Consider the following 22582-nt stretch of genomic DNA (forward strand, 5'->3'; position numbering starts at 1 on the left):
TACATAAATCTTTATTTATTGGATGATAAAATATCTTTTTCTTAACAATAAAAATTTCCTAATATGTTATATAAAATATAAATTGGTTTAATGTATTTTACTAACACATTTAACTGACCTTTCGTTATTAAATTTACATAATTTCTTTATTTTTATGATTTTTTAAACTGTTTTATCAAAAAACTTTATTTTCCTCTATTAATGTCAACTTCCTCTTTAATATGTATTTATTAAGGATTTCAGATGAAAATCTATTTTTTGCATACTCACAAGAATACGATGATAATTGTTTAATAAGTTTATTATTATTAATATGTTGCATTTTTTCTTTCAATTCACTTACATTCTTACTTTGAAATAAATATCCTGTTTTTCCTGCTTCCATTGCGTCCCTTGGCCCAGGTATATCTGATACAATTACTGGAGTTCCCATTGCTTCAGCTTCAATAACTACATTTCCAAAGCCTTCACGATAACTTGGTAAAATCAAAACATCAATTGCTGCATAATATTTTTCAACTTCATTTACACTCCCAATAAAAATAATATTTTTATCTTTTTTTGCGCGCTCAAATAATATTGCATCTAAATGATTCTTTTTCTCAACCTCACCTACAAACAGCAACTTTGTATTATTATTTAATGAAAAAAAAGCCTCTAATAACTCATTAATACCTTTATCACGCGTGATTCTTCCTATAAATCCATAAATAAAATCATCATTTTTTAAATTATATTTTTTTCTTATTTCATTTCGCCATTTTTCTCTATACTCAATATTAAACTTTGTAAAATCAACTCCACCTGTACTACCATAAAATATTACAGTTGCTTTATCTTTATTAAATATTTTTTCCCTAATTCCTAATTCTAAATTTGAATAACTTACACATTCAACATGTGTTGATAAAAAACATGTAATTTGTTCTATTAATTTAAATATATATTTTAAAATTCCTTTAAACCCTAAATATCTAAATCCCATACAATGATAATTTCTAATTAAACACTTTGCTTTTTTGGCTGCAATAGCACTATATAAAGCTGCATTAGGTGTTGAATATTGTATTAAATCAAATTTTTCTCTTTTAAAAATTTTAATTAATTGTTGAATAGTATTAATTGAATTAAAAATTGAAATCCCTCTTGGAATTTTAACTGGTATAAACTTTATATCTTTTCCTAACTCTTCAACCAATTGAGCATCATAATTACAAATTACTGTAACATCAAAACCATTTTTCGATAAATACATAAATTGAGGTAAAAAAAAAGCCCTTATTGTTGTTGGAATAGTAACTACATAACATATTTTCTTCATTACTTCACCATCCTTGCTGGAGCACCCACATATGTACCGCAATTACTGATATCATCAATGACTACTGTTCCGGCTCCGATTATACAGTCATCTGCAATACTTATATTGTTTATTACCGATGTTCCTGTTCCTACCCAGGTATTTTCTCCTACTTTTACTGTACCTGCGATATGTACTCCCGGTGAAATATGTACGTAATCTTTAATCATACAGTCATGATCTACTGATGAAGCTGTATTGATGATACATCCTTTTCCGATCATAGTATCTGCGTTTATTACTGCATTAGCCATTACCACTGTTCCTTCTTTGATTAAAACAGTTTTATCAACTATTGCATTAGGATGTATAAGTACCGGCTGAATGATATCTTTATCTGACAAGATTTGGGTAATTCTTTTTCGGATTTTATTATTTCCTATCGCTACAAAGAAATCATGATCATCAATAAACTTATCAATATCACTGCATGTACCAATTACCTTATATTTACCATTACTTTTCTTTGATCTGTCATCATCTAAAAAGGCTATCTCTTTGTATCCATCTAATTCTGCAATATCTGCGACAACCTTTCCATGTCCGCTTGCTCCAATAATTATTAATCTCTCATTCATTGATATTACCCATGAATTCTTCCATTGTTGCCGACGTTGTAGAAGAAATCCCTTCCTGTTTGATAAATGCTTTATGTACCGTTTCTATCAAGATCTTCACATCTGTTATAAATGTAATATGATCTACATATTCAACATCCAGTCTAAACTTCTCTGTCCATGTAATATTGTTTCTCCCATGTACCTGGGCATATCCTGATAATCCTGGTCTTACTTCATGTCTTCGATGCTGTTCCTCATTATATTTTGGCAGATATCTTACTAATAATGGCCTAGGTCCAATTATTGACATATCACCTTTTAAGATATTTAAAGCTTCCGGTAGCTCATCAAGACTTGTTGCTCTTAATAATTTTCCAAACTTTGTTAATCGCATTTCATCTGGCAGCAAATTGCCTTTTTCATCTCTTTCATCTGTCATCGTTCTAAATTTATACAGATTGAATATCTTTTCATCTTTACCTGGTCTTTCCTGCTTAAACAGTACTGGACTGCCTAATTTGATCCTTACTAACAGTGCAATGATCAGATACAGCCAGCTAAATACGATCAGTGCCAGTAAAGAACAGATGATATCTATCGGTCTTTTTAAATACTTTTCATATGGTCCATATGCTTTATGCCTGTTTTCCATCATTTCCATAATTCCTTTATGATGTTGCAGATCCTTTCCAGATCTTCATCATTCATCTTTGTATCACTTGGTAAACATACTCCATTATTAAACAGCTTTTCTGATGTCTGATCATTGTCTATATAATCATGATCTTTGAATACCGGCTGTAAGTGCATCGGTTTCCATACTGGTCTTGATTCGATATCATTTTCTTCTAATGCTGCCATTATATCTATTGGTCTTACTTTACAGTTTTCATCTAACTGAATCGTTGACAACCAGCAGTTGGAATATGATCCATACTTGTCTCTTGGCATCATCGTTAGCCCTTCTAAATTACCTATCTCTTTTTGATAGTATTCATAGATATATCTTTTCTTAGCTATCCTTTGATCCAGTACCTTTAACTGGCCTCTTCCGATTCCAGCTACGATATTGCTCATACGATAGTTATAACCTATTTCCTTATGCTCATAATGTCTTGCCTGTTCTCTTGCCTGCGTTGACCAGAATAATACTTTCTTTGCTTTTTTTGCAGCATCATCAGTGTTGAATAACAACATTCCTCCTCCCGATGAGGTAATGATCTTGTTTCCATTGAATGAAATGATGCCATAATCACCAAATGTTCCTGTATACTGACCATTTACTGTCGTTCCTAAAGATTCAGCAGCATCTTCGATCAAAGGTACACCATATTCATCACGGATTTCTTTGATTTCTTTAATATTAGCTGTCAGTCCATAAAGATGAACGACAATAACAGCTTTAGGCAGATTATCTTTATACTTTTTAAAAGCTTTTCTTAAAGCAGCAGGAGACATATTCCATGACTCATCACTGTCAATAAATACCGGTACAGCTTTTTCATAAGTAATAGGATTAGCTGAAGCACTGAAAGTTAAACTCTGGCAGAAAACAAGATCATCCTGTTTAATGCCGATACTTTTTAAAGCCATATGAATAGCAGCAGTACCGCAGGATAAAGCAACTGCAGCTTTAGCACCAAGCTTATCCTTCATTTCATTTTCAAATTCATTAACATTTTTACCAAGAGGAGCGATCCAGTTGGTATCAAATGCTTCTTTAATATATTCTTTTTCATATCCTTCATCACTCATATGTGGTGATGCTAAAAATATATGTGACATATTTGTCCCCTCCATAATTAACAATATGTCGCAATCATCAAGTTAAAATATATAACAATTTTTAATAATTCCCTTAAAAAGACAATAAAACCCCAGTGCAACTATGTAATATTTTTAGTTACACTTGGGGTTTTATGATCATTAAAAATCTGTAACATGCCCTAGTCAATGATTACGTCATTATAAATGTTGTTTTAAAATCTATTGAAGATTTCAAAAGAATTATATGATAATATGACAAAATTTGCAATCAAATATTTAAACTATATTATCTAAACACTTTATTAATCATCACCTGCTTTGTTTTCATAGTTGGATGAACATAACGATTAAGAGTAATATTAACACTTGAATGTCCTAATATTTCACTAAGAGTACGATCATCCATTCCTGAAACTATACACATTGATGCAAAAGTATGTCTTAATGTATGATAGTTGGTATCTTCTATTTCTAATTTTTTTAAAACTTTTTTAAAGTATTTAGATAATCTCCTAGGTTCAATAATTTTTTTATTATCACCAGTTAAAATATAATCATTATCATTATATTTCATTTCTTTTAATACATCTATTAGTATATTCGGTATAGGTACATTACGATAAGATGATTGACTCTTAGGACTACTTATTACAACTTTTGTTTTATTATTAGTGTTTTGAATACTTATTCTTTGCATAGTATGTTTTACTGATAATATCTTTTTTTGATAGTCAATATCTTCACCTTTAAGAGTACAAACTTCACCAATTCGTAAACCACAGCATATACTAAAAAGTAATCCAATATTTATATATTTGGGATTACTTTTTAGATATGTTATCAACTTATATGAATCTTTTTCATCTAATACTTTAATTTTACTTTTTTCCCTTTTTTTAGGAATTATTACATCACCAATCATAGTGTTACGATAACCGTAATTATACGAATATTTAAGTATTTTTTTAACTATATATGTAATTGTCCTTAAGCTACTATATGAAAGCCCCTGTTTATTATTTCCACCACTAATACTCATTTTTTCTAAAAATCTATTAATATTAATTTCATTAATCTTTTTAATATCATAAAAACCTAAATATGGAATTATATATAAATTAACAATAGTCCTATATTTATGAAAAGTCTGTGGTTTTATACTAGGTTTTATTGAATCAAGCCAAATATTAGCAACCTTTTCAACATTAACACTTTTTTCTACTATTAAATCATTTTTCTCTAAATCAACTATCTCTATTTCCGGATAAATATCTGTAAATACTGAATTAGAGATAGGTGTCCCATCTCTACTATATCCTAAAATAATTTTTATTTCATATTTTCTCATATTATTTGTCCTTTCATTTAATCATAACCGTGCCTAAAAGACGTAATATGAACTTACTTTGTAAAGGCACATTTTAAGAATATCAACATTCTTTACGTTAAAACCTAAAGATAATTTAATAAAAAAATCATATTACGAATATTCCACAACATCAATATCTGAAAGATATTCAAAATTTTCTATCATAGGATATTTTATAAGATAAACAGTATTTAGATTTAAATTCATCAAGGATAAAATAAAAATTAATATTATTAAAAAATTTTTATACTTATTATTTTTTAGAACAAAGTATTATATTATTCATTACACTAACTAAAATTAGGAACAGTTTATTTAAATTTAACTCATATACACTTCATTTATATTACGCAAAAATACAACTATAAGGGTACTTGCATTTATAAAATAAAGCCACTTTTTAGTGGCTTCGAAGTCATTATTTTTATAATTTAAAATCTTAATTCTATTTCGTGCATATTAGTAAAGATGAAAACACTCCTATTCATAACATCAAGCTCAAATTACATTAAAATTGATTAATGCTGGACCACTCATTTAATTACATAGGCCTATGTAATTATTGGCAAAAGATATACACATCAACTCATTAACATTGACAATCATTTTATTGCTCACCAATAATTCTTTAAACATAAATCAATATCACTAACGGTAATAGAAATTTTCTTACTTGCTTTAATGACTACCATAAATATGAAAAATCATTATCATTTTTTCAGTTTCAGAATAACCAAGATAGATGATTCTTTTCAACTTTTAGAAACATAATTCATTAAAGAATGCTCAGCGTAACATTCTATTATTGTTTCATCAAATGAATAACACTAATTAATAATAGCTTAAATACTGATATCTTTGTTCATTTATCATATAAATATCTCGTCTTATCGATGACACTGTAATTATATATTAAAATATTTTTAAATGTATAATATTTGATGTTCATATATTATGTTTCCATCTACTGTACACTTTTAATTGCAACAATTATATATAAAATATGTTCTATTTTATCTTTTAGTTTTCATATAATTATATACTTTTGCATACAATGAAATCAAAAATATACTTTTACTTTTATATATATAATATTTAATTTTCTCATTTCTTCCTAAACTACATATTTTCTTATTAATATTTTTATTTTCTTTAACTTCAAATAATCTATATTTTAAAAATTTTCTTTTTTCCATTGGTGTCATTTTATTATTTGGATTATATAAATCAATAGCAAATTTAATTATACTCTCCAAATATCTTTTTGATAAATATTTTTCATATAATTCCTTATCAACTTGCTTTTTTTTCATTTTTTGATCAAAAGAAGAAAGAATATACATACCTTTATCTACTCCTAACTTGCTAGGAACTCTATACGTATGCATCAATGATTTTTCATTCAATCTATAATTATATAGATTCATATTAATTAAACCAATCTTTCCCCACAATATTATAGAACTAAGATAATCCGCATAAAAAAGCCAATCTTCTGCATAACGAATAGATTCATCAAATCTAATATTATTATCGTTAATAATTTTAGCTTTAAAACATCCACTCCACATCATGGCGCCTATTGATTTATTTTTAGTATTTAATGTTCCAAAAAATAATGGCTGAAATAAAACATCAGATTTATAAATACCATCTTTTAATGGAAGATCATATTTTAATGTATGATTACTATCAAATTTATTATGGCCACAAATCGATAAACATATCTGGTCATCACAACACGCTTTAACTAATTTATCTACATAATCTTTTTCAACAAAATCATCACTATCCACAAATAATATATATTCCCCTTTAGCTTTATCAAGAGCTGAATTTCTAGCACCAGATAAACCTTTTTTTCTACAATTTTTTAATAATTTTATACGGCTATCTTCTTTAGATAATTTTTTACATATCATAAAAGAATTATCCTCGCTAAAATCATCACATATAATAATTTCTATATTAGAATATGTTTGTAAAACTAATGATTTTATACATTCTTCTACATACTCCTCTGTATTATATACAGGAATGATTATTGATACTAGTTTTTCCATTATTTTCCCCATTTTCCTTTGCTTATTGTCATGTAAATATTTTATTAAATATAAAGTTTTACTGAAATTTTACTTCTTTTTCTCATTGATAATGTATATTCTAACTTATGTGTTACAAAGCATATCAAAATAAGTAATCTAAAAAATAAATTATTATAAGTAATAAAGCATTAAATCTAAACTTTTTTAATTGCACAATATTTTAAATGGTAAGGCTTTAATACAATCAATATCACTTCCTTACTAAAAAAGTAAAGTTTTTTATAAAAATCATTAAACCATCTGTTAAAAGTTAGATATTTACAAAAATATTATTATAGTAACAATCAGTTTATATATTAACATATATATCCAAAAACGTTTGTTACTCTTAATCACAATTTGTATCATTTTAAATAATTACTTTGAAATTTGTAAAAAATATTTTGATAAATAATCTATAAACTTCTTTTTATTAAGTTTTTTAAATTTTTTAATTCATTATCCCTAGAATAAAATAATAGTGTCAATGAAATTACTATAAATAAAAGCAAGAGTGCTTTAATAACAAAGCCTATCCATGTATTAATAAAAAAATTTCTAAATATATAATACGATATAGTAATAACAATCAATGTTATTATTATATTTTTAATAACGCTTTTATAATAATAAAAAACATTTACATCAAAAAACTGTGAATATAAAATTTTCGGTTCATACCAAAAATACGTAGTTATTCTAGCAATTGAAGTAGCAATTAATATTCCAGCAAGCCCTATTAAATTTCCTAAAATTATAGATAAAATAATATTTACTAAAGCTGTAATTACCATTACATATTTAATTTGCCGATACATTCCAGTAGCTTCCCTGTATGACCATATTGGCATAAGCACAATAGAAAAGTACATATTTATCACTATCGCAATTACTGTTAAATTATCTAATACATATTTTTCTCCAATCCAAAGAGTAATAAAATCATCAATTAATAAAAACACACATGTGATAACAATAACAGAAAATATAAAACTAAAAAGTTGCATCAATTTATAAACAGAATAATTCTTTTGGGTATTCTTTTCTATTACTAAATTTCCTATACTTGCAGTTAATGATGAAAATATTATATTTATTATAAGAGTAATATTAGAAATTATCATACTATAATTTGAATAAAGGCCAACAATATTTGTACCAATCAAAATAGATGTTATTGTATTATCAGTACTGCTAATAAGTGTAGTTGAAAATTTGTATATAAAAACAGATTTTACATTCATATAAATTTCACTAATTTCATTTTTAGATAATTTTGGTACTTTATTAGAAATATAAGGATACATTTTTTGAGCGATATGTGATTCATAGAAATTTTTCGCGTATGTAAAAAATACCTGCACAATTAAATAAATCATAAAATTTTTAGTAATTATTAAAAAAATAGTACAACCTATAGTTGATAATAAATTAAATAATGTATCATATTTTGAAATAATATAATTTTTTTGATCAGCATTCAAAATACACGTTTTATAAACTACCAAATAAGATGAAACTGTATTGGCTAAATATAATAAATAATATATTTTTATATATGGTATTCCTTGATCAAAATTCACAATATATTGTAAAAATGGGACCAGAGCTATGCCAATAATAGTTATACTTATAGCAATAATAGTATAAATTTTTTTATATAATTGTGTTAATTGGGCTAATTTATTTTTATCATTTTCTGCTAAAGGTTTATACATACTAAAAACCATTGCGGTTCCAAAACCTAAATCTGCTAATGAAAGCATCTGTAAAATTTCACTAAATAAGCCATTTATTCCTAAATACTCTACACCCAAAATGTAAATAAAAATAGAACGATTAACAAATTTTAATACTATATTAAATATCTGACTTATAAATTTATAAGTCATATTTCTGATTGAATTTTTTACTCTTCCACCCGACAAAAATTAACACTCCTTACCATATTTTTTATATTAAACGGCATAAACATTTAATATAAATTTACATTTTTATTTATCAATTTCTTATAAAACACTGCAATTATATAAACAATTATTATATTTATATAATAATTGTTATTATTTTCGAAAATATCATCATATTCCTATCTATTTCTATAATTTCAATATTAAAAATTTTATACTATATCATAATACCTATTTAAATTATTTTTAATATTTTTGACGTCTAATCTTTCTATAAATATCTAAGCAAAATCTCATTGTATCGTAATACATTTGCTTAGTTTTTGATGGAATATTAACATATTTAGCTGTAGCAATTTTATAACCTTCTTTTTCAAATGATTTATAAAATGCATCCCTATTAAAATTCTTCTTAGGTGGTTCTACTAAAACCTTATTACCTGATTCAGCGGTTATAAAATCAGATTCTATGTATCTAAATTCATCTTTAATAGATTCCCACATCTCATTACCTTTATCAGTATTAATAATAATCATTGAAGTTCCCTTATCATCGTCCATATTATAGTTATGTTTTCCAATACCCCAAAAATCACCTAATGTAATATCTCCCTGGCGTTCATCTGTCGTAAATTTACATTCAAAACATGATGGACGTTGTGACATATTTGTAAGAAACATTGACATATAAGTATCATACCCACAAAAAATAAAATGATTTTTCCCATTAGAAAATTTAATATTCGTATGTAATCTATGCCAACTTTTCTTTTTGTCACGTAAATTTATATCAATTATTTTTGAAGAATACTTTTTTTCCATCATGCAAATATATTCTTTTAATAATTTAGGTGATGGAGTCCCATGACACAAAACGTCAATTAATAAAAGATTATCATAATCTTTACCTAAATAATTTTTTAATCCAGCAACTTGACAAGGAGTTCCCGAAAATAGTACTTGTCGCCCTTTTTTCAATTCATTTTTTACTTCATAAAAACTATTTGCTGGATTACTTTGTACATATTTTGAACCTTGAAACTTTTTAATTTCTTCCATAGTTTCTGCATTCATGTGCGTTGCAACCATTTGATTATTCCATCCCACACCAAAAACAATTCCCTTATTATTTATAACTTCTTTACAAATTTGATAAAATGTTCCTCCTGATGAACTATTATACCTAACATCGCTATTATTATTTATAGCAGCATAAACATGTTTAATTGTATTAGTCTGTTGATTATAAAAAGGACAAACTTTATTACACATACCACAATTTATACAGATATCTAAATTAATTTTAGGATATAAAAATCCTTCTCCATCTGCTTCCATATTTATGCATTGTTTAGGACAAATTTTACTACACGCTGTACACCCATAGCAATGTTCTTTTCTATCAATTTTAATATATTTTTTTGAAATATCTTCATTCATCTGTTGAGGTAATGAAGCAATATTTTTAAAGGCTAAATCTAAAAACTCTTTTACTCGCTTTTGTTCTTTACTAATAATATCATCTACTTTTGAATAATTAATTTTTTGTTTTAAATCATCTTTATTTTTATCATTATATATCCGATTTTCTAAATTAAATTTTTTCAACAATGTTTTCAATCTAGAATTCATTGACAAACCTTCTTCACTACGTTCAAAAACAATAAATTGCTTGTGAAAAATAATTGAAAAAACTACACCATGAAACGAGTCAGTATAAATTATATCGGCTTTTTTTATCGCGTTAACTATTTGATCAGGTGCTAAATCCAAATATTCTGGATATTCACCACTCAACATATCAATTCTATTTAAATTTTTAGATAAAATATCATTATCTATAAATCTAACATACGCCTTTTCTTTGACACCTAAAAAATAATTTAAAGCAAACTTTTCAGGTAATTCACCTTTTGATTGATCAGCCATCATATCCCATTTTTCTTTCGGTAAAATCATAGTCGGATCAAGAAAAACATTTACTTTTTTACCTGTTAACTTTAAAACAATATCTGCTGCCTCATCTTCACGAACAGAACAATAAGTTATTCCTTCTAACCAATTTTTATATTCTTTAGGCATATTTGATGCCCCTGATATACCAATGCTTGCTGAAAATGAGATTCGTCTTTCTTTTGGAGCAAATTGTAAAAATGAATTACGTGTTGCTGTAGGGTAATGAGGATTCCATATTTGATCGCTCCCACAAATCCATGCATCATATGACTTTACCCATGGAAGATTATCATCACCAGACAAATGTAATATGTTTTTTTCATAATTAATATACTTATTATCAAAACTATTAAATGCTTCATTTCTTAAAACTAGACCATTATGTATTTCTGATTTATGATTTTTATAATATTTTAAGCGATCGAAAAAATTCATATCACGATTACTTAGATGATAAATGTTCAAAAGTCTACTATCTAACGCTTTTTTTATATATAGTGGATTTAATTTCTGTATTTTATTTTTTTTATCTACATTAATTATTTTCTTTTCATATGGAACGGTGTATACGTCCCCATAATCTTTTAATATCTCTTGAACTGCATAATTTTGAAGACGATTACCATAGTTATTTCCTAATAAAGTTATAATCCCTATCTTCATTTTATTTCACCTCAAGTAAACTTTGTAATGCCTTTGCGGGTACATAAGCTTTCGTCTTACAATCTGGAATTGTTTTCCTTAAATGATCGGAATTCTCTTCTAAATGATCATAAATATTCTTAAATGCTTCTATAAGCTTATTTGAACTACCAATTTCTTTAATTGAAACTGTCATTCCTTCTTCATTTCCAAACAAGTCTCTAGCAATCCCCTTAGCTTTTATTGAATAACCAATAGATAACGTAGGCGTATTTGTTGAATAAGCTGCAATAGTTGCATGAGTTCTTGCGCCAATAAACATTTTACAATTTGAAATAATATATTTTAATTGGCGAGCATTCAATTTCTTATCGTTTATTAAAATTACTCTATTTGTACTTTCATATTTTTTTAAGATAATTCTAAGTTCATCTACATCGTCATTAAAGCTAAGTCGTACATGAGGAATAAGTACAATATTTTGATTTGTTTCTTTTAAGATATATTTAACTAATTCATCTATTGATTTTCTAGGAGTATCTTTATCTCTCATTTCCCCCATTACCATAGGGCTAAAATTTAATCCTATCATATTATCTTTTTCCCATTCTTTAGGTAATTTGCATTCTTCAATTGGTAAAATAAATGCTGGATCAGCACAACGATAAATCTTACTTCTAACATTATGATCAATAAGTGCCTGATATGTAATAGGATCTCTAGCTGCTATTATATCAAAATTACTCAAATGTTCTGCCAATTCCCCTGGAATATCATCCGGTTCTATTGAGCATCCCCATAGCATTGTTATTTTTCCTAATTTTTTTATTTTTCTATCTAGTGCCCAATGCTCCTTTCCTTTGTTATAACAATAATTGTCTCCACCTATTGCAATACATATATCATTTTCTTTTGCCAATTCATAACATGTTTTACAATACATGAACATATCTTGTATCATTTTACTTTTGAATGTTCTTTTATCAATTTGATAAATAAAATAAGGTATTGTTCCTCTTTTTAACCACATATTATTTTGAACAATTGAATCAATAAATGGAAAGTCAAATTCTTTATCCTCATTTGCATAATATGAAGATAATGTAATTGTACAATCTGGAATTAATTCTTTAATTATCTTAGATATACTATATGCAAGTGCTTCACATCCATGATTATAACTACTTTGATGTTGATATAATAATATTTTCTTCATTTTTTAATAACAATAGTTATTTATTATAACTATTTTCCCTCCTATTTTGATTTAATCTTTTTTACTATTTTTGATTTTTTTTCTTTAAAAAAAACCAATATGTATAACTCTAAAATTCTGTTACTTTTTGCTAAGAAATATAATTTATCTTTAGTAGGAGAAACTTTAAAAATCTCATTATTTAAAGCCCACTGTATACGAGTATCACTAATTATAATTCTAAACTTGTTGATCTTTTTTAAAACATTTCTCGAACTTCTCATGATCATTTTAAGCATCGCTGGAAGCCTTTGAGCAAAAGATATTGAAATATACCTGTTTAAATAATCACTATACAAATTCTTTTCTTGTGCAAATGATTCTATATTTTGATATGCTAATTTATAATTTTCATATAAATTTTTATGATATTTAGAAGTAGTACTTGTTGCATCCATCCGATAAAAATATAATTTGCAATCTATATTGATTATTTTTGAGGCTACTAAATATACTTTCCAACAAAAAAACATGTCCTCACCATAAGACATATCTTCTAAAAACTCGATTTTATTATCTATAATCAAAGACTTTTTAAATAACTTATTCCAGACACTAATACCTATTCCTATATTACAAGCCTGTTCAAAAGCCTTTTTTTCATAAATTTCTGAATAGTTAGTTATATTATATTGTTTAATAGTGTTTTCTTTAAAATTCTTTTCATTATATCCCATTAAAAAGTTACAACTTACTAAATCAGAATCATTTTTTTTCATCTCATTAACCATTATTTTTAGATAATCTATATGATATAAGTCATCAGCATCTATAAAAGCTAGCAAATTACCGGTAGATTTTTTTATAGCATAATTTCTTGTAAAACTTACTCCGTGATTTGTATTAAATATTGGAATAATACGGCTATCTTTCTTTGAAAAATCTTTAATAATATTTTTTGAATTATCACTAGATCCATCATCAATAAGTATTAATTCAAAATTTGTATATGTTTGTTCCAAAATACTTTCTATAGACTGTGATAAATACTTTTCAGAATTATATATAGGCATTATAACAGAAACTTTCATGTTGTTCATTTTTTCTAACCTTCTGCATTTTTATAAAAATTTTCTAACATCTTAGCTGAATATCGAATATCATATTCAGTTTGATATATATATCTATATAATTCTGCTCTATTTCTTATATCTCTTTTTTTATAAATACAGTCAATTCTATTAGACCATATTTGAAAATCATTATCACCAATTGGTAAGAACTCACATAAATCAGCTTTTATGTCTGCCTCTTTAGGTACATTAGTTGATAACAAACAAGGTAATCCACTAGCTTGTGCTTCAATTGCTACTATTCCTAAACCTTCATGCAATGAAGGTAAAACAAAACAATCAAATGCACAATAAATTTTATCAGTATCTGTACGAGCTCCTAGTAGTTTAACGTTATTACCTAAATTATTAATTTGTATTATTTCATTTAAATCATTTAATAACGGGCCTTCTCCAACACAAATAAACTTAATATTTTTATTTTTAATATTTTTAGCAATATTTATTAAATACTTATGATTTTTTTGCTCAGCTAATCTACCAACATGCCCAACTACAAAATCTGTTTCTTTTAATTCTAACTCTTTTCTTACCTCTAACCTTTTTTCAATAGAAAATTGAAATTTTTTAGAATCTATACCATTTGGTATAAATTTAAAATGCATATACTTTCTTGGAAAAAGCCATTTTGCTGCTTCTTTAGAACATGCAAAATAATGAGTTGCATATTTTTCGATATTTCTAGATGTTACATACTTATATAAATGCATAAATTTAGGTAAATCTTGTCTCGCATTATGAGAATGAGCTATCCTTATCTTAATACCTGATTTAGCAGCAGCTTTTAAAACAAGCCCCATTTCTTTATGAGTATGCGTATGTACCACTTGAAAATCATTATTTTTAAAAAACTCTAATAATTGCTGGTAATATTTTTTTTCATTATCATTTTTTATTTGATGAATATGTCCACCCAATTTTACAATCTCATTATCTCTGATTCCTTTTTCCTGAACCAAAAAATCAAATCTAATATTTTTTAAATTAATATTTTTATACAAATTCATGATAACCATTTCAGTTCCAGCATTATTCATTTGTGGATATACTTGTAATACTTTTATCATAGAAACCTCCCTTTAACTAAAAATCGATTTTAAATGAAAAATAAAACTATCATAATTTATAAATACTCCTCCATCAAATACCAAAACATAACGGACCATACCAATTAAACATGCTGTATATAAAATACTTTTAAGTGTGAGATAAGTTTTATTATTGTTTGTACATATATATCCTAATAATATTCCATAACTTATAACTAAATAATCTTTTAATCTTGTAAAAATTATCCAATCTCTAAATATTGTAAAAATGGGAATTAACACAAATAAAAATTGGATAAATATTTTTTGTTTAGGATCATTATCATCTAATTTATGATAAAAATAAATTATTACAATTATAATTAAATATAATTCTAGTGTGTGAATCAAACTAATACTTTCCATGGAAGTTGCCCATCCCTCTGATTTCTCACTATATCCAATTATTGAAATAATATTAGTTATAAAACCTTCAAAATTAACAAATCCACTTAAAAATATTGTTGGTAAAAAAATTAAAGAGAAATTTTTTAATCTATTTTTTGAAATTGGAATATACTGTACAAAATATAATGGAAATAAAAATAATGCTGCCCTATGAATACAAAAAGATATAAAACAAATCAAAAAATATTGAATTGGTTTCTTATTCACTATATATTGAATAGCATAAAAAAATATAGCAATCGTTAATCCTTGTCTAATACTAATAAATGTGTCATAAAACATTAATTTATACATAAATATTGCAATAACAATTGACCAATCTTTCACATAAGGCTTTAAGCCATTATACATAAAAAAATAAAACAAAATAGAAATAATAAGTGTAAAGCCAAAATAATTAAATCCTAAACTTTTTATTATTGAATTAATCAATAAATATCCAGATTCATAATTTGTGTTTATACCATTATTAACTCCTGTAAAAATATATTTTAAAATTGTAAAAACATCTGGCACATTATTAAATACTCCTTCGTAAGCATAAACATCACTACCACCCATATAATATCTTGTACCCGATAATAGTACGAGTAAAATAAAAACAATATAGACCATATATTTTTTTTGATTTTTTTTTACAAAACCCGATAATACATTTAACAAATAAATTATTGAATATATTGCCATATTATACCTCTAGTTTCTTAAATACTTTTTTTTCCATAATAAATGTAACATCCATCCTATAGGAAATGTTACTGTTCTTAGTAATACAGCATTATCTGTGTATCCAATTCTCCGATTATCTCTATCAGCAAATAAATAATAACAATTATATAATATTGCTTTTTTTATACGAAAAAATAGGGGAAACTCTTTTGTTAGCATCATACTTGAATTAAGCATGCCACCTACTGGACAATTAATTCTTAATGTTCGCCCTGATTTACTTAATCCTCCCTCTAGATATTCGCAAATATATATGATTTTATTTTTCCATACCATAGAATATTTTTTCCCAAGATCACACCACACATAATCTTCTCCAATAAATTTTTCATTCTTTATTTCTGGAAAAGGTTTGCTTTTTAAAAGCTCTGTTCTAAATATTTCTGCTTTATCACCTTTAACCTTATTTTTTAACCTCATTTCAATATATGAACAAATTGTTTCAGCATAAAACTTATCACCAATGTATTTTTTTTCATTAACCCCTTTAAGAAAACATATTCCAGAAATATCTTTTCGCTTTCTATATGTATTCCATTCTTCTTTAATTGTCTGTACTGCATCATTTGTCAAGTAATCATCACTATCTACAATAAAAGTAAGTTCATTAGTTATATGTTTAATACCTAGGTTAAGAGCTGTATGTTTACCACCGTTTTCTTTTTTTAAATAAATGATATCAAGTAAATTTTCTTGTAAATATTTTTGAATCAAACCCTCAGTTCCATCTATTGAACCGTCATCAACAATAACCCAAATAAAATCTTTACAGCTTTGTTTAATTAAACTACTGTATAATCTGGGTAAAGTAGATGCACGATTATATGTGGGGGTAAGAATTGCTAAAAAAGCTTGCGACTTCATCAAATATCTCCTTCTATAATATTTTTATAATTTAAATATATGTTTTCTATATAACTGGAAATATTGTTTATTTTCTTTGCTTTCTCAATTGCGGCAAATTGTTTATTTTTATAATATTCATCATTTGAAAGTAAAGATAAAATTTCTTGCAAATATTTTTTTACATCAAATAAACAAATAGCCCCACAACATTCATCAACAATATTTGACAGCCCACCAGCACCACTGCATACAACAGGTACTCCTAATGCAAGTGCTTCTATTGCAACTAATCCATAACCTTCCCATTTAGAAGGAAGACATAATACTTTTGATTTTTTTAAAATTGGATAAGGATTTTCTATAAATCCATATAATTTTACGTTTCTTTGAAATTTTTTTCTTATTATTTCCTGTTGAAAATCTTTAAATAATTCACCAGATCCTACAACAGCAATTTGAATATTAGCCTTCTTTTTCACTAATTGGTCAATTATATCTAACAATAAATCAGGATTTTTTTGTTTCGTAAGTCTTCCAAGATAAATTAAATCATATTGTTCATCTATCTCATATTCCATTGCTTTTTGTTGTACAATATTTATATCTATAGGATTATCAATACATTGAATTTTATGAGCAATATATTTACTGAAAACATATTCATATTCAATTGATTTTGAAACTGTAAAAATTTTGGAAAATGAATGACTTGCTAAAAAATAAGCATATGAAAAAATCCCCCTCTTTTTTAACCAAGGAGAATTATTATGAAGATGGGATATAATTTTTAAATGAGAAAAACATAAAAAAGCAATGATACTTGTCGTATAATCATGAGCATGGATAATATCAGGTTTATATTTTTTTATAACCCTTTTAATATTTTTCACATTAACTTTATTAACTGCAATAAAATTAATTTTTTCATTTTCTAATATTTGACGAATAGGACCATCTAATGATACATAAAAATTTTCCACATCATTGTATTTTCTCATTGATTTAATAATTGTAATAGCAACATTCTCAGCACCTGAATAGCTTCCTGTATTTAATAAATGAATCACCCGCATATTTTTAATACCTCATACTCACATAAATTTCTTCAAGTTTTTTATTGATTTCATCTGTACAAAAAGATTTTATTTTTATTTTATTATATTCCCCCATTTTTCTAATTAAATTCTTATCATGACATAGTTTATTTATCCTATCTATAATTTCATCTTCAGACGATACCGAAATTAAAAAGCCTCCTTTTGATTCATCAATCAAATCTTTATTTCCTCTAATATTGCCAACAATACATGGTAAACCAGATGCCATAGCTTCCATTATTGAAAGAGATAGCCCTTCTCTAAACGAAGGATGTATGTATATATCTGCAATGCTCATAATTTCTATAATATCATTTCTAAAGCCTAAAATATGAACTTGATTTTCCAATCCTAACTCTATAATTAGTTTATGTAAATAATCACCTAATACTCCTGTTCCTGCAATTAAATAGTGTATTTTATTATTATTTAATTTTTTTATACTTCTAATAACTACTTCATGATTTTTATTTCTATTAAGCTCTCCAACTGATAAAAGTATAATATCTGCTTTATCTAAATTATTTTCTAACAATTCCTTTTTATTTTGTGTTAAAAAACCTATTCTATCAATATCAACTCCAACTCCCGGAATATAAACTACTTTTTTCATTTTCATTTTCTTTTTTGCTCTTATAAAATCTTCAGTAGTGATTGTTATTAAAACATCAGTATATTTAGATAAGTATTTTTCAATTGGATAAAATAAAATCCAATTTTTTAATGGTGCGCCTTTATAAAAATGAAATCCATGAGCTGTGTATATACATTCAGTATTCAAATTCTTACATACCATCCTTCCTATAACTCCACCTATAGGTGAATGGCAATGTATAAATTTATATTGATTAAACATGACTATTTTTTTTACTTGCTGATATGCAATAATATCCTGTCTTATATTAAATACTGATCTAGTAAAATCAATTTGAAAAAAAGAAACATTCATAAATTTAAGTTTTTCTTTTAATCTCTTGATTCTATCTACACTACAAGTATTTCCCTCATTAAAATTACACGCAACATGTACTTCATATCCTAAACGTTTCAAAATTTCTATATTATTCATATTAAATTGATCAATCATTGAAGCAACCGAGGCTAATATTAATACTTTATTTTGCATTTTTTATACCCTCCGTTCTCGTAATAGATGCTTTTAAATCTACTAAGCAATATGTTTGTTTATATTCACTCATCGCTTTGTCATATATCATGCTTCCAAAAGCCTTATTGCACAGTCCGCTTATTTTCCCAGGTATCTTTGAACATATCATTACTCCGACATTCAGTAATCTGTTTATCTTTATTTTTGGGTTGATCACTTTTACGATCTCTGTCGTACCTGCATATTCGCTGTTTTGGGGAAAATATAATCCTGCTTCATTATTTTTTATAAGCAGTCTGATAAACTCACACAGATTCTCTATATAAAGCATGCTTCTTTCATTCTTTATATTCGGGAAAAACGGTAACTTATGAGCCAGTTTTGACAGTACAGGATAGTTGCCCTTGCTTCCTGGTCCATATATCATTGGCGGTCTGATTATCACGATATTGAAATCTTCACTTTGTAAAGGTGTTAATTTTGTTTCCGCCTGTAACTTACTGTCTCCATAAAAATTAGCAGGTTCCGGTTTCGTATCTTCAGTTATCATCTTTGTTTTTCCATATGGTGCACTTTCGCCATAGACAATGATTGAAGACATATAAATGAACTGTCCTGCTCCTGCTTCTTTTGCCTTTGATGCTGTTTCATAGGCCAGATCACAATTCACTTTATAATACAGCTGTTTCCTTTCTTCACTGACATTTCCTACATCTGCATGGGCTATCCCCGCTACATGAAAAATGGAATCATATCCTGAAAAATCATATTCTTTCCATTCAGAATCAAGCATATCCAGAGTATCTGTTTGAAAATCATCAGGATAGTTTTCCTTTATATATCTTTCAAATGATGTTCCGATATAACTGTTGGCTCCAGTTATTAGAATCTTTTTCATCATCTGTCCTCTCCCTTCATCGATCCTGTTCCCCCTTCTACTACTCCATCGCTTTTTAATACTGATGCTATCGTTCCAAAGAAACATTTTAGATCAAATAAAAAAGAGATACGTTCTACGTATTCTCCATCTAACCTCGCTTTTACCGGTATTTCCAGTTCATCTCTACCGTTTATCTGCGCCCATCCTGTTAGTCCCGGTCTTACTTCATTGGCGTGATATTTATCTCTTTCTTCTATCAGATCATCCTGATTCCATAATGCCGGCCTTGGTCCGATCACTGCCATCTCTCCTTTTAGGATATTGATAATCTGGGGCAGTTCATCCAGTGATGTCTTTCTTAAAAACTTTCCTGCTTTCGTAATAAACTGATCTGGATCCTTTAACATATGTGTCGGCATATCTTTAGGTGTATCTATATACATCGTTCTAAACTTCAGGATATTGAAATATGTTTTATTGATTCCTACTCTTTTCTGCTTAAACAGAACTGGTCCTTTACTGTCAAGTTTTATCCAGAGACACAGAATAATAAAAACAGGACTTAAGATGATAAGTCCCCCTAAAGCCAAAATAAAATCAATGACTCTTTTGATTCCTTTTCGATACATTCCTATACCCCCATTTCAAAACAGTATTCATCATCATTGCCTACTGTCATCCCATCATCGATATTACTGTTTGCTTTTATCTTAGTACCAAAAGTAACAGTACAGTTACTTCCGATACGTGAATAAGAACCAATCAGCGTATCAGGTCTGATCACAGTATTGGAATAAACAAGGACATGATCTTCAATAATGGCATCATGATTGACAATAGTATTAGCTGTAATGATACAGCCATTACCAACAGTCACATTAGCTTCAATGACCGCATTAGGAAAAACAACTGTTCCTTTACCAATAGAAGCATAATTAGAGATGATACTGTTTTTTGAAATTAATGATATTAAGTTATAACCTATTTCTTCTGCCTTATCAATCAGCCGTCTTCTAAGTTTGTTATTGCCAACAGCAATAAAGATATCTTTATAATCGGGATAAAACAGCTTCATATCATCAATAGAACCAATGACTTTACAGTCATTGATCACTTTATTGATAAGATTATCATCAAGGAAAGCGATGTGATCATAAGTTTCTCTAGCGATATCTAAACAGCATCTGCCATGTCCACCTGCTCCTATAATTAATAATTTTTCTATCTTAATCTCCCCTTCCACAAAAAAATTTTTCAATTATATATTAAAAAAAGAATATAGTTCCCCCTACCCCAAGAAAGAAACTATATTCAAATCACTAAATGTGCGGTAAACCAGCTACACCTATTTAATTTTGCATTTAATATTTAAACCTACTAAAATTTGTCTATTCATAAACTCAATATCCAAGTAAGCTAATTTATTGTGTTTATCAACTTTCACAATATGATTTTGATAATAAATTAATGGACCTTCTATAACCTTAGCTCGCTTATCTTCAATAAATGCTTGGGACATTTCTAAGATACCTTCATCATTTAAAAGTATATTAAACATTTCAATCTCTTCATCTCTTAAAGCTGATACCCCATCTTCTTTAAGCTGTTTAATCAAACCATCTTTTTGCTCACCTAATTTATATAAAAAATTATCAAAATCACTTTGATTCATCTCGCTTTTAACAAAAATATAACCAGGAAACAAAGGCTTTAAAGCATTACCTTTAATATCCCTACGATAATATTCTATTTGCGGAATAAATGCATTTATTCCCTTTTTATTCAAAAGCGAACACAATTTATCACTCTTTGCAACTAACACAAATAACACATACCAATTTTCTTTACTAACCATTTTATGACTTACTCGTCACCTCCAAAGGCACTTTCATGACGTTACCAAAAACATTATCCAAAAAAGCTAATCTTTTATGACGATTAATTTTTTTAATCAACCCTTCCTTACCTACTAAAGGACCTTCTTGAACAATTAATTTGGAATCAACAATAATCCCTGTTGAATGCATTATTAAATGATCTTCATTTAATAATGATTCTAAAAGATTCTTTTCATCATTAGTTAAAGCTAAAATTGTTTGTGTATCACTTTGTAAAACCTTCATCGTAGAACCTAAATCTTTTTCAATTTCTTTAACAGTCATATAAAACTCTTGTTCATTTAATTCTGATTCTATAAAAAGATAATTCGGAAACATCACTGTTTCTAAAAATACTTTCTTACCTTCCCTAGTCATCAGTTTTTCAATTTTTGGAACAAAAGCACTCATTCCAGGTTGATTATTAAAATAAACTATCAAATCATTAATTTTGTCTTCATTTACAAAAATAACATACCAATTCATTTCATTCCCCCTTAAAATAAAAGTAACTTTTGACTTCAAAATTGTCATAAATTAAAGTACTCTACGAACATATTTTTTTCATAGTTA

General features: G+C 26.8%; 20 protein-coding genes. All 20 read right to left on the minus strand.

Annotation, left to right across the window (positions count from 1 at the left end):
- Positions 1-175 precede the first annotated feature (175 nt).
- Entirely contained in the window at positions 176-1321 is a 1146-nt protein-coding gene (locus tag BR82_RS0106390; RefSeq protein ID WP_027089508.1) for a glycosyltransferase family 4 protein, read from the minus strand.
- Entirely contained in the window at positions 1321-1938 is a 618-nt protein-coding gene (locus BR82_RS0106395) for an acetyltransferase (protein ID WP_027089509.1), read from the minus strand. The genes BR82_RS0106390 and BR82_RS0106395 overlap by 1 nt, the downstream gene beginning before the upstream one ends.
- A complete protein-coding gene (locus BR82_RS0106400; protein WP_272480969.1) occupies positions 1931-2575 on the minus strand; it encodes a sugar transferase in 645 nt (214 codons plus the stop codon). Before BR82_RS0106400 ends, BR82_RS0106395 begins: the two co-directional genes overlap by 8 nt.
- Positions 2572-3705, minus strand: coding sequence for an aminotransferase class I/II-fold pyridoxal phosphate-dependent enzyme (locus tag BR82_RS0106405; RefSeq protein WP_034864300.1), 1134 nt, complete (start codon positions 3703-3705; stop codon positions 2572-2574). Before BR82_RS0106405 ends, BR82_RS0106400 begins: the two co-directional genes overlap by 4 nt.
- A 268-nt stretch (positions 3706-3973) precedes the next feature.
- Positions 3974-5035 carry a tyrosine-type recombinase/integrase gene (locus BR82_RS15300; RefSeq protein ID WP_051592767.1) on the minus strand — a complete coding sequence of 354 codons (1062 nt, stop codon included), beginning with the start codon at positions 5033-5035 and terminating at the stop codon, positions 3974-3976.
- 1034 nt (positions 5036-6069) lie between these two features.
- Positions 6070-7119, minus strand: coding sequence for a glycosyltransferase family 2 protein (locus BR82_RS0106415; protein WP_027089512.1), 1050 nt, complete (start codon positions 7117-7119; stop codon positions 6070-6072).
- Between the two features lie 437 nt (positions 7120-7556).
- The gene (locus BR82_RS0106420) at positions 7557-8858 is read right to left on the minus strand and encodes a lipopolysaccharide biosynthesis protein (RefSeq protein ID WP_205618737.1); all 1302 of its coding nucleotides are present in this window, start codon (positions 8856-8858) and stop codon (positions 7557-7559) included.
- A gap of 438 nt (positions 8859-9296) precedes the next feature.
- Positions 9297-11669, minus strand: a complete 2373-nt coding sequence (locus BR82_RS16315) for a polysaccharide pyruvyl transferase family protein (protein WP_051592768.1) — start codon at positions 11667-11669, stop codon at positions 9297-9299.
- A gap of 1 nt (position 11670) precedes the next feature.
- Complete coding sequence (locus tag BR82_RS0106430) at positions 11671-12864, minus strand: polysaccharide pyruvyl transferase family protein (RefSeq protein ID WP_027089514.1); 1194 nt, start codon at positions 12862-12864, stop codon at positions 11671-11673.
- A gap of 41 nt (positions 12865-12905) precedes the next feature.
- Positions 12906-13943, minus strand: a complete 1038-nt coding sequence (locus tag BR82_RS16320) for a glycosyltransferase family 2 protein (protein ID WP_051592769.1) — start codon at positions 13941-13943, stop codon at positions 12906-12908.
- 5 nt (positions 13944-13948) lie between these two features.
- Positions 13949-15043 (minus strand): glycosyltransferase, encoded by a 1095-nt coding sequence (locus tag BR82_RS0106440; protein ID WP_027089515.1) that lies wholly within the window; start codon positions 15041-15043, stop codon positions 13949-13951.
- A 12-nt stretch (positions 15044-15055) separates the two neighbouring features.
- Positions 15056-16159 (minus strand): EpsG family protein, encoded by a 1104-nt coding sequence (locus BR82_RS0106445; RefSeq protein ID WP_027089516.1) that lies wholly within the window; start codon positions 16157-16159, stop codon positions 15056-15058.
- Between the two features lie 9 nt (positions 16160-16168).
- Entirely contained in the window at positions 16169-17065 is an 897-nt protein-coding gene (locus BR82_RS0106450) for a glycosyltransferase family 2 protein (protein WP_027089517.1), read from the minus strand.
- Complete coding sequence (locus BR82_RS0106455) at positions 17065-18120, minus strand: glycosyltransferase (RefSeq protein WP_027089518.1); 1056 nt, start codon at positions 18118-18120, stop codon at positions 17065-17067. Before BR82_RS0106455 ends, BR82_RS0106450 begins: the two co-directional genes overlap by 1 nt.
- A 4-nt stretch (positions 18121-18124) precedes the next feature.
- Positions 18125-19270 carry a glycosyltransferase family 4 protein gene (locus BR82_RS0106460; RefSeq protein ID WP_027089519.1) on the minus strand — a complete coding sequence of 382 codons (1146 nt, stop codon included), beginning with the start codon at positions 19268-19270 and terminating at the stop codon, positions 18125-18127.
- Positions 19260-20153, minus strand: a complete 894-nt coding sequence (locus BR82_RS0106465) for an NAD-dependent epimerase/dehydratase family protein (RefSeq protein ID WP_240474521.1) — start codon at positions 20151-20153, stop codon at positions 19260-19262. Before BR82_RS0106465 ends, BR82_RS0106460 begins: the two co-directional genes overlap by 11 nt.
- Positions 20150-20761: a sugar transferase gene (locus tag BR82_RS0106470; RefSeq protein ID WP_027089521.1), complete on the minus strand. Its 612-nt coding sequence runs from the start codon at positions 20759-20761 to the stop codon at positions 20150-20152. The genes BR82_RS0106465 and BR82_RS0106470 overlap by 4 nt, the downstream gene beginning before the upstream one ends.
- A gap of 2 nt (positions 20762-20763) precedes the next feature.
- Positions 20764-21375 carry a PglD-related sugar-binding protein gene (locus tag BR82_RS0106475; protein WP_027089522.1) on the minus strand — a complete coding sequence of 204 codons (612 nt, stop codon included), beginning with the start codon at positions 21373-21375 and terminating at the stop codon, positions 20764-20766.
- Positions 21376-21477: 102 nt separating this feature from the next.
- The gene (locus BR82_RS0106480) at positions 21478-21987 is read right to left on the minus strand and encodes a transcription termination/antitermination NusG family protein (RefSeq protein WP_027089523.1); all 510 of its coding nucleotides are present in this window, start codon (positions 21985-21987) and stop codon (positions 21478-21480) included.
- A 1-nt stretch (position 21988) separates the two neighbouring features.
- Positions 21989-22495: a transcription termination/antitermination NusG family protein gene (locus tag BR82_RS0106485; protein WP_027089524.1), complete on the minus strand. Its 507-nt coding sequence runs from the start codon at positions 22493-22495 to the stop codon at positions 21989-21991.
- Between the last annotated feature and the right edge of the window lie 87 nt (positions 22496-22582).

The sequence above is a fragment of the Thomasclavelia saccharogumia DSM 17460 genome (genome assembly GCF_000686665.1).
GTDB lineage: Bacteria > Bacillota_I > Bacilli_A > Erysipelotrichales > Coprobacillaceae > Thomasclavelia > Thomasclavelia saccharogumia.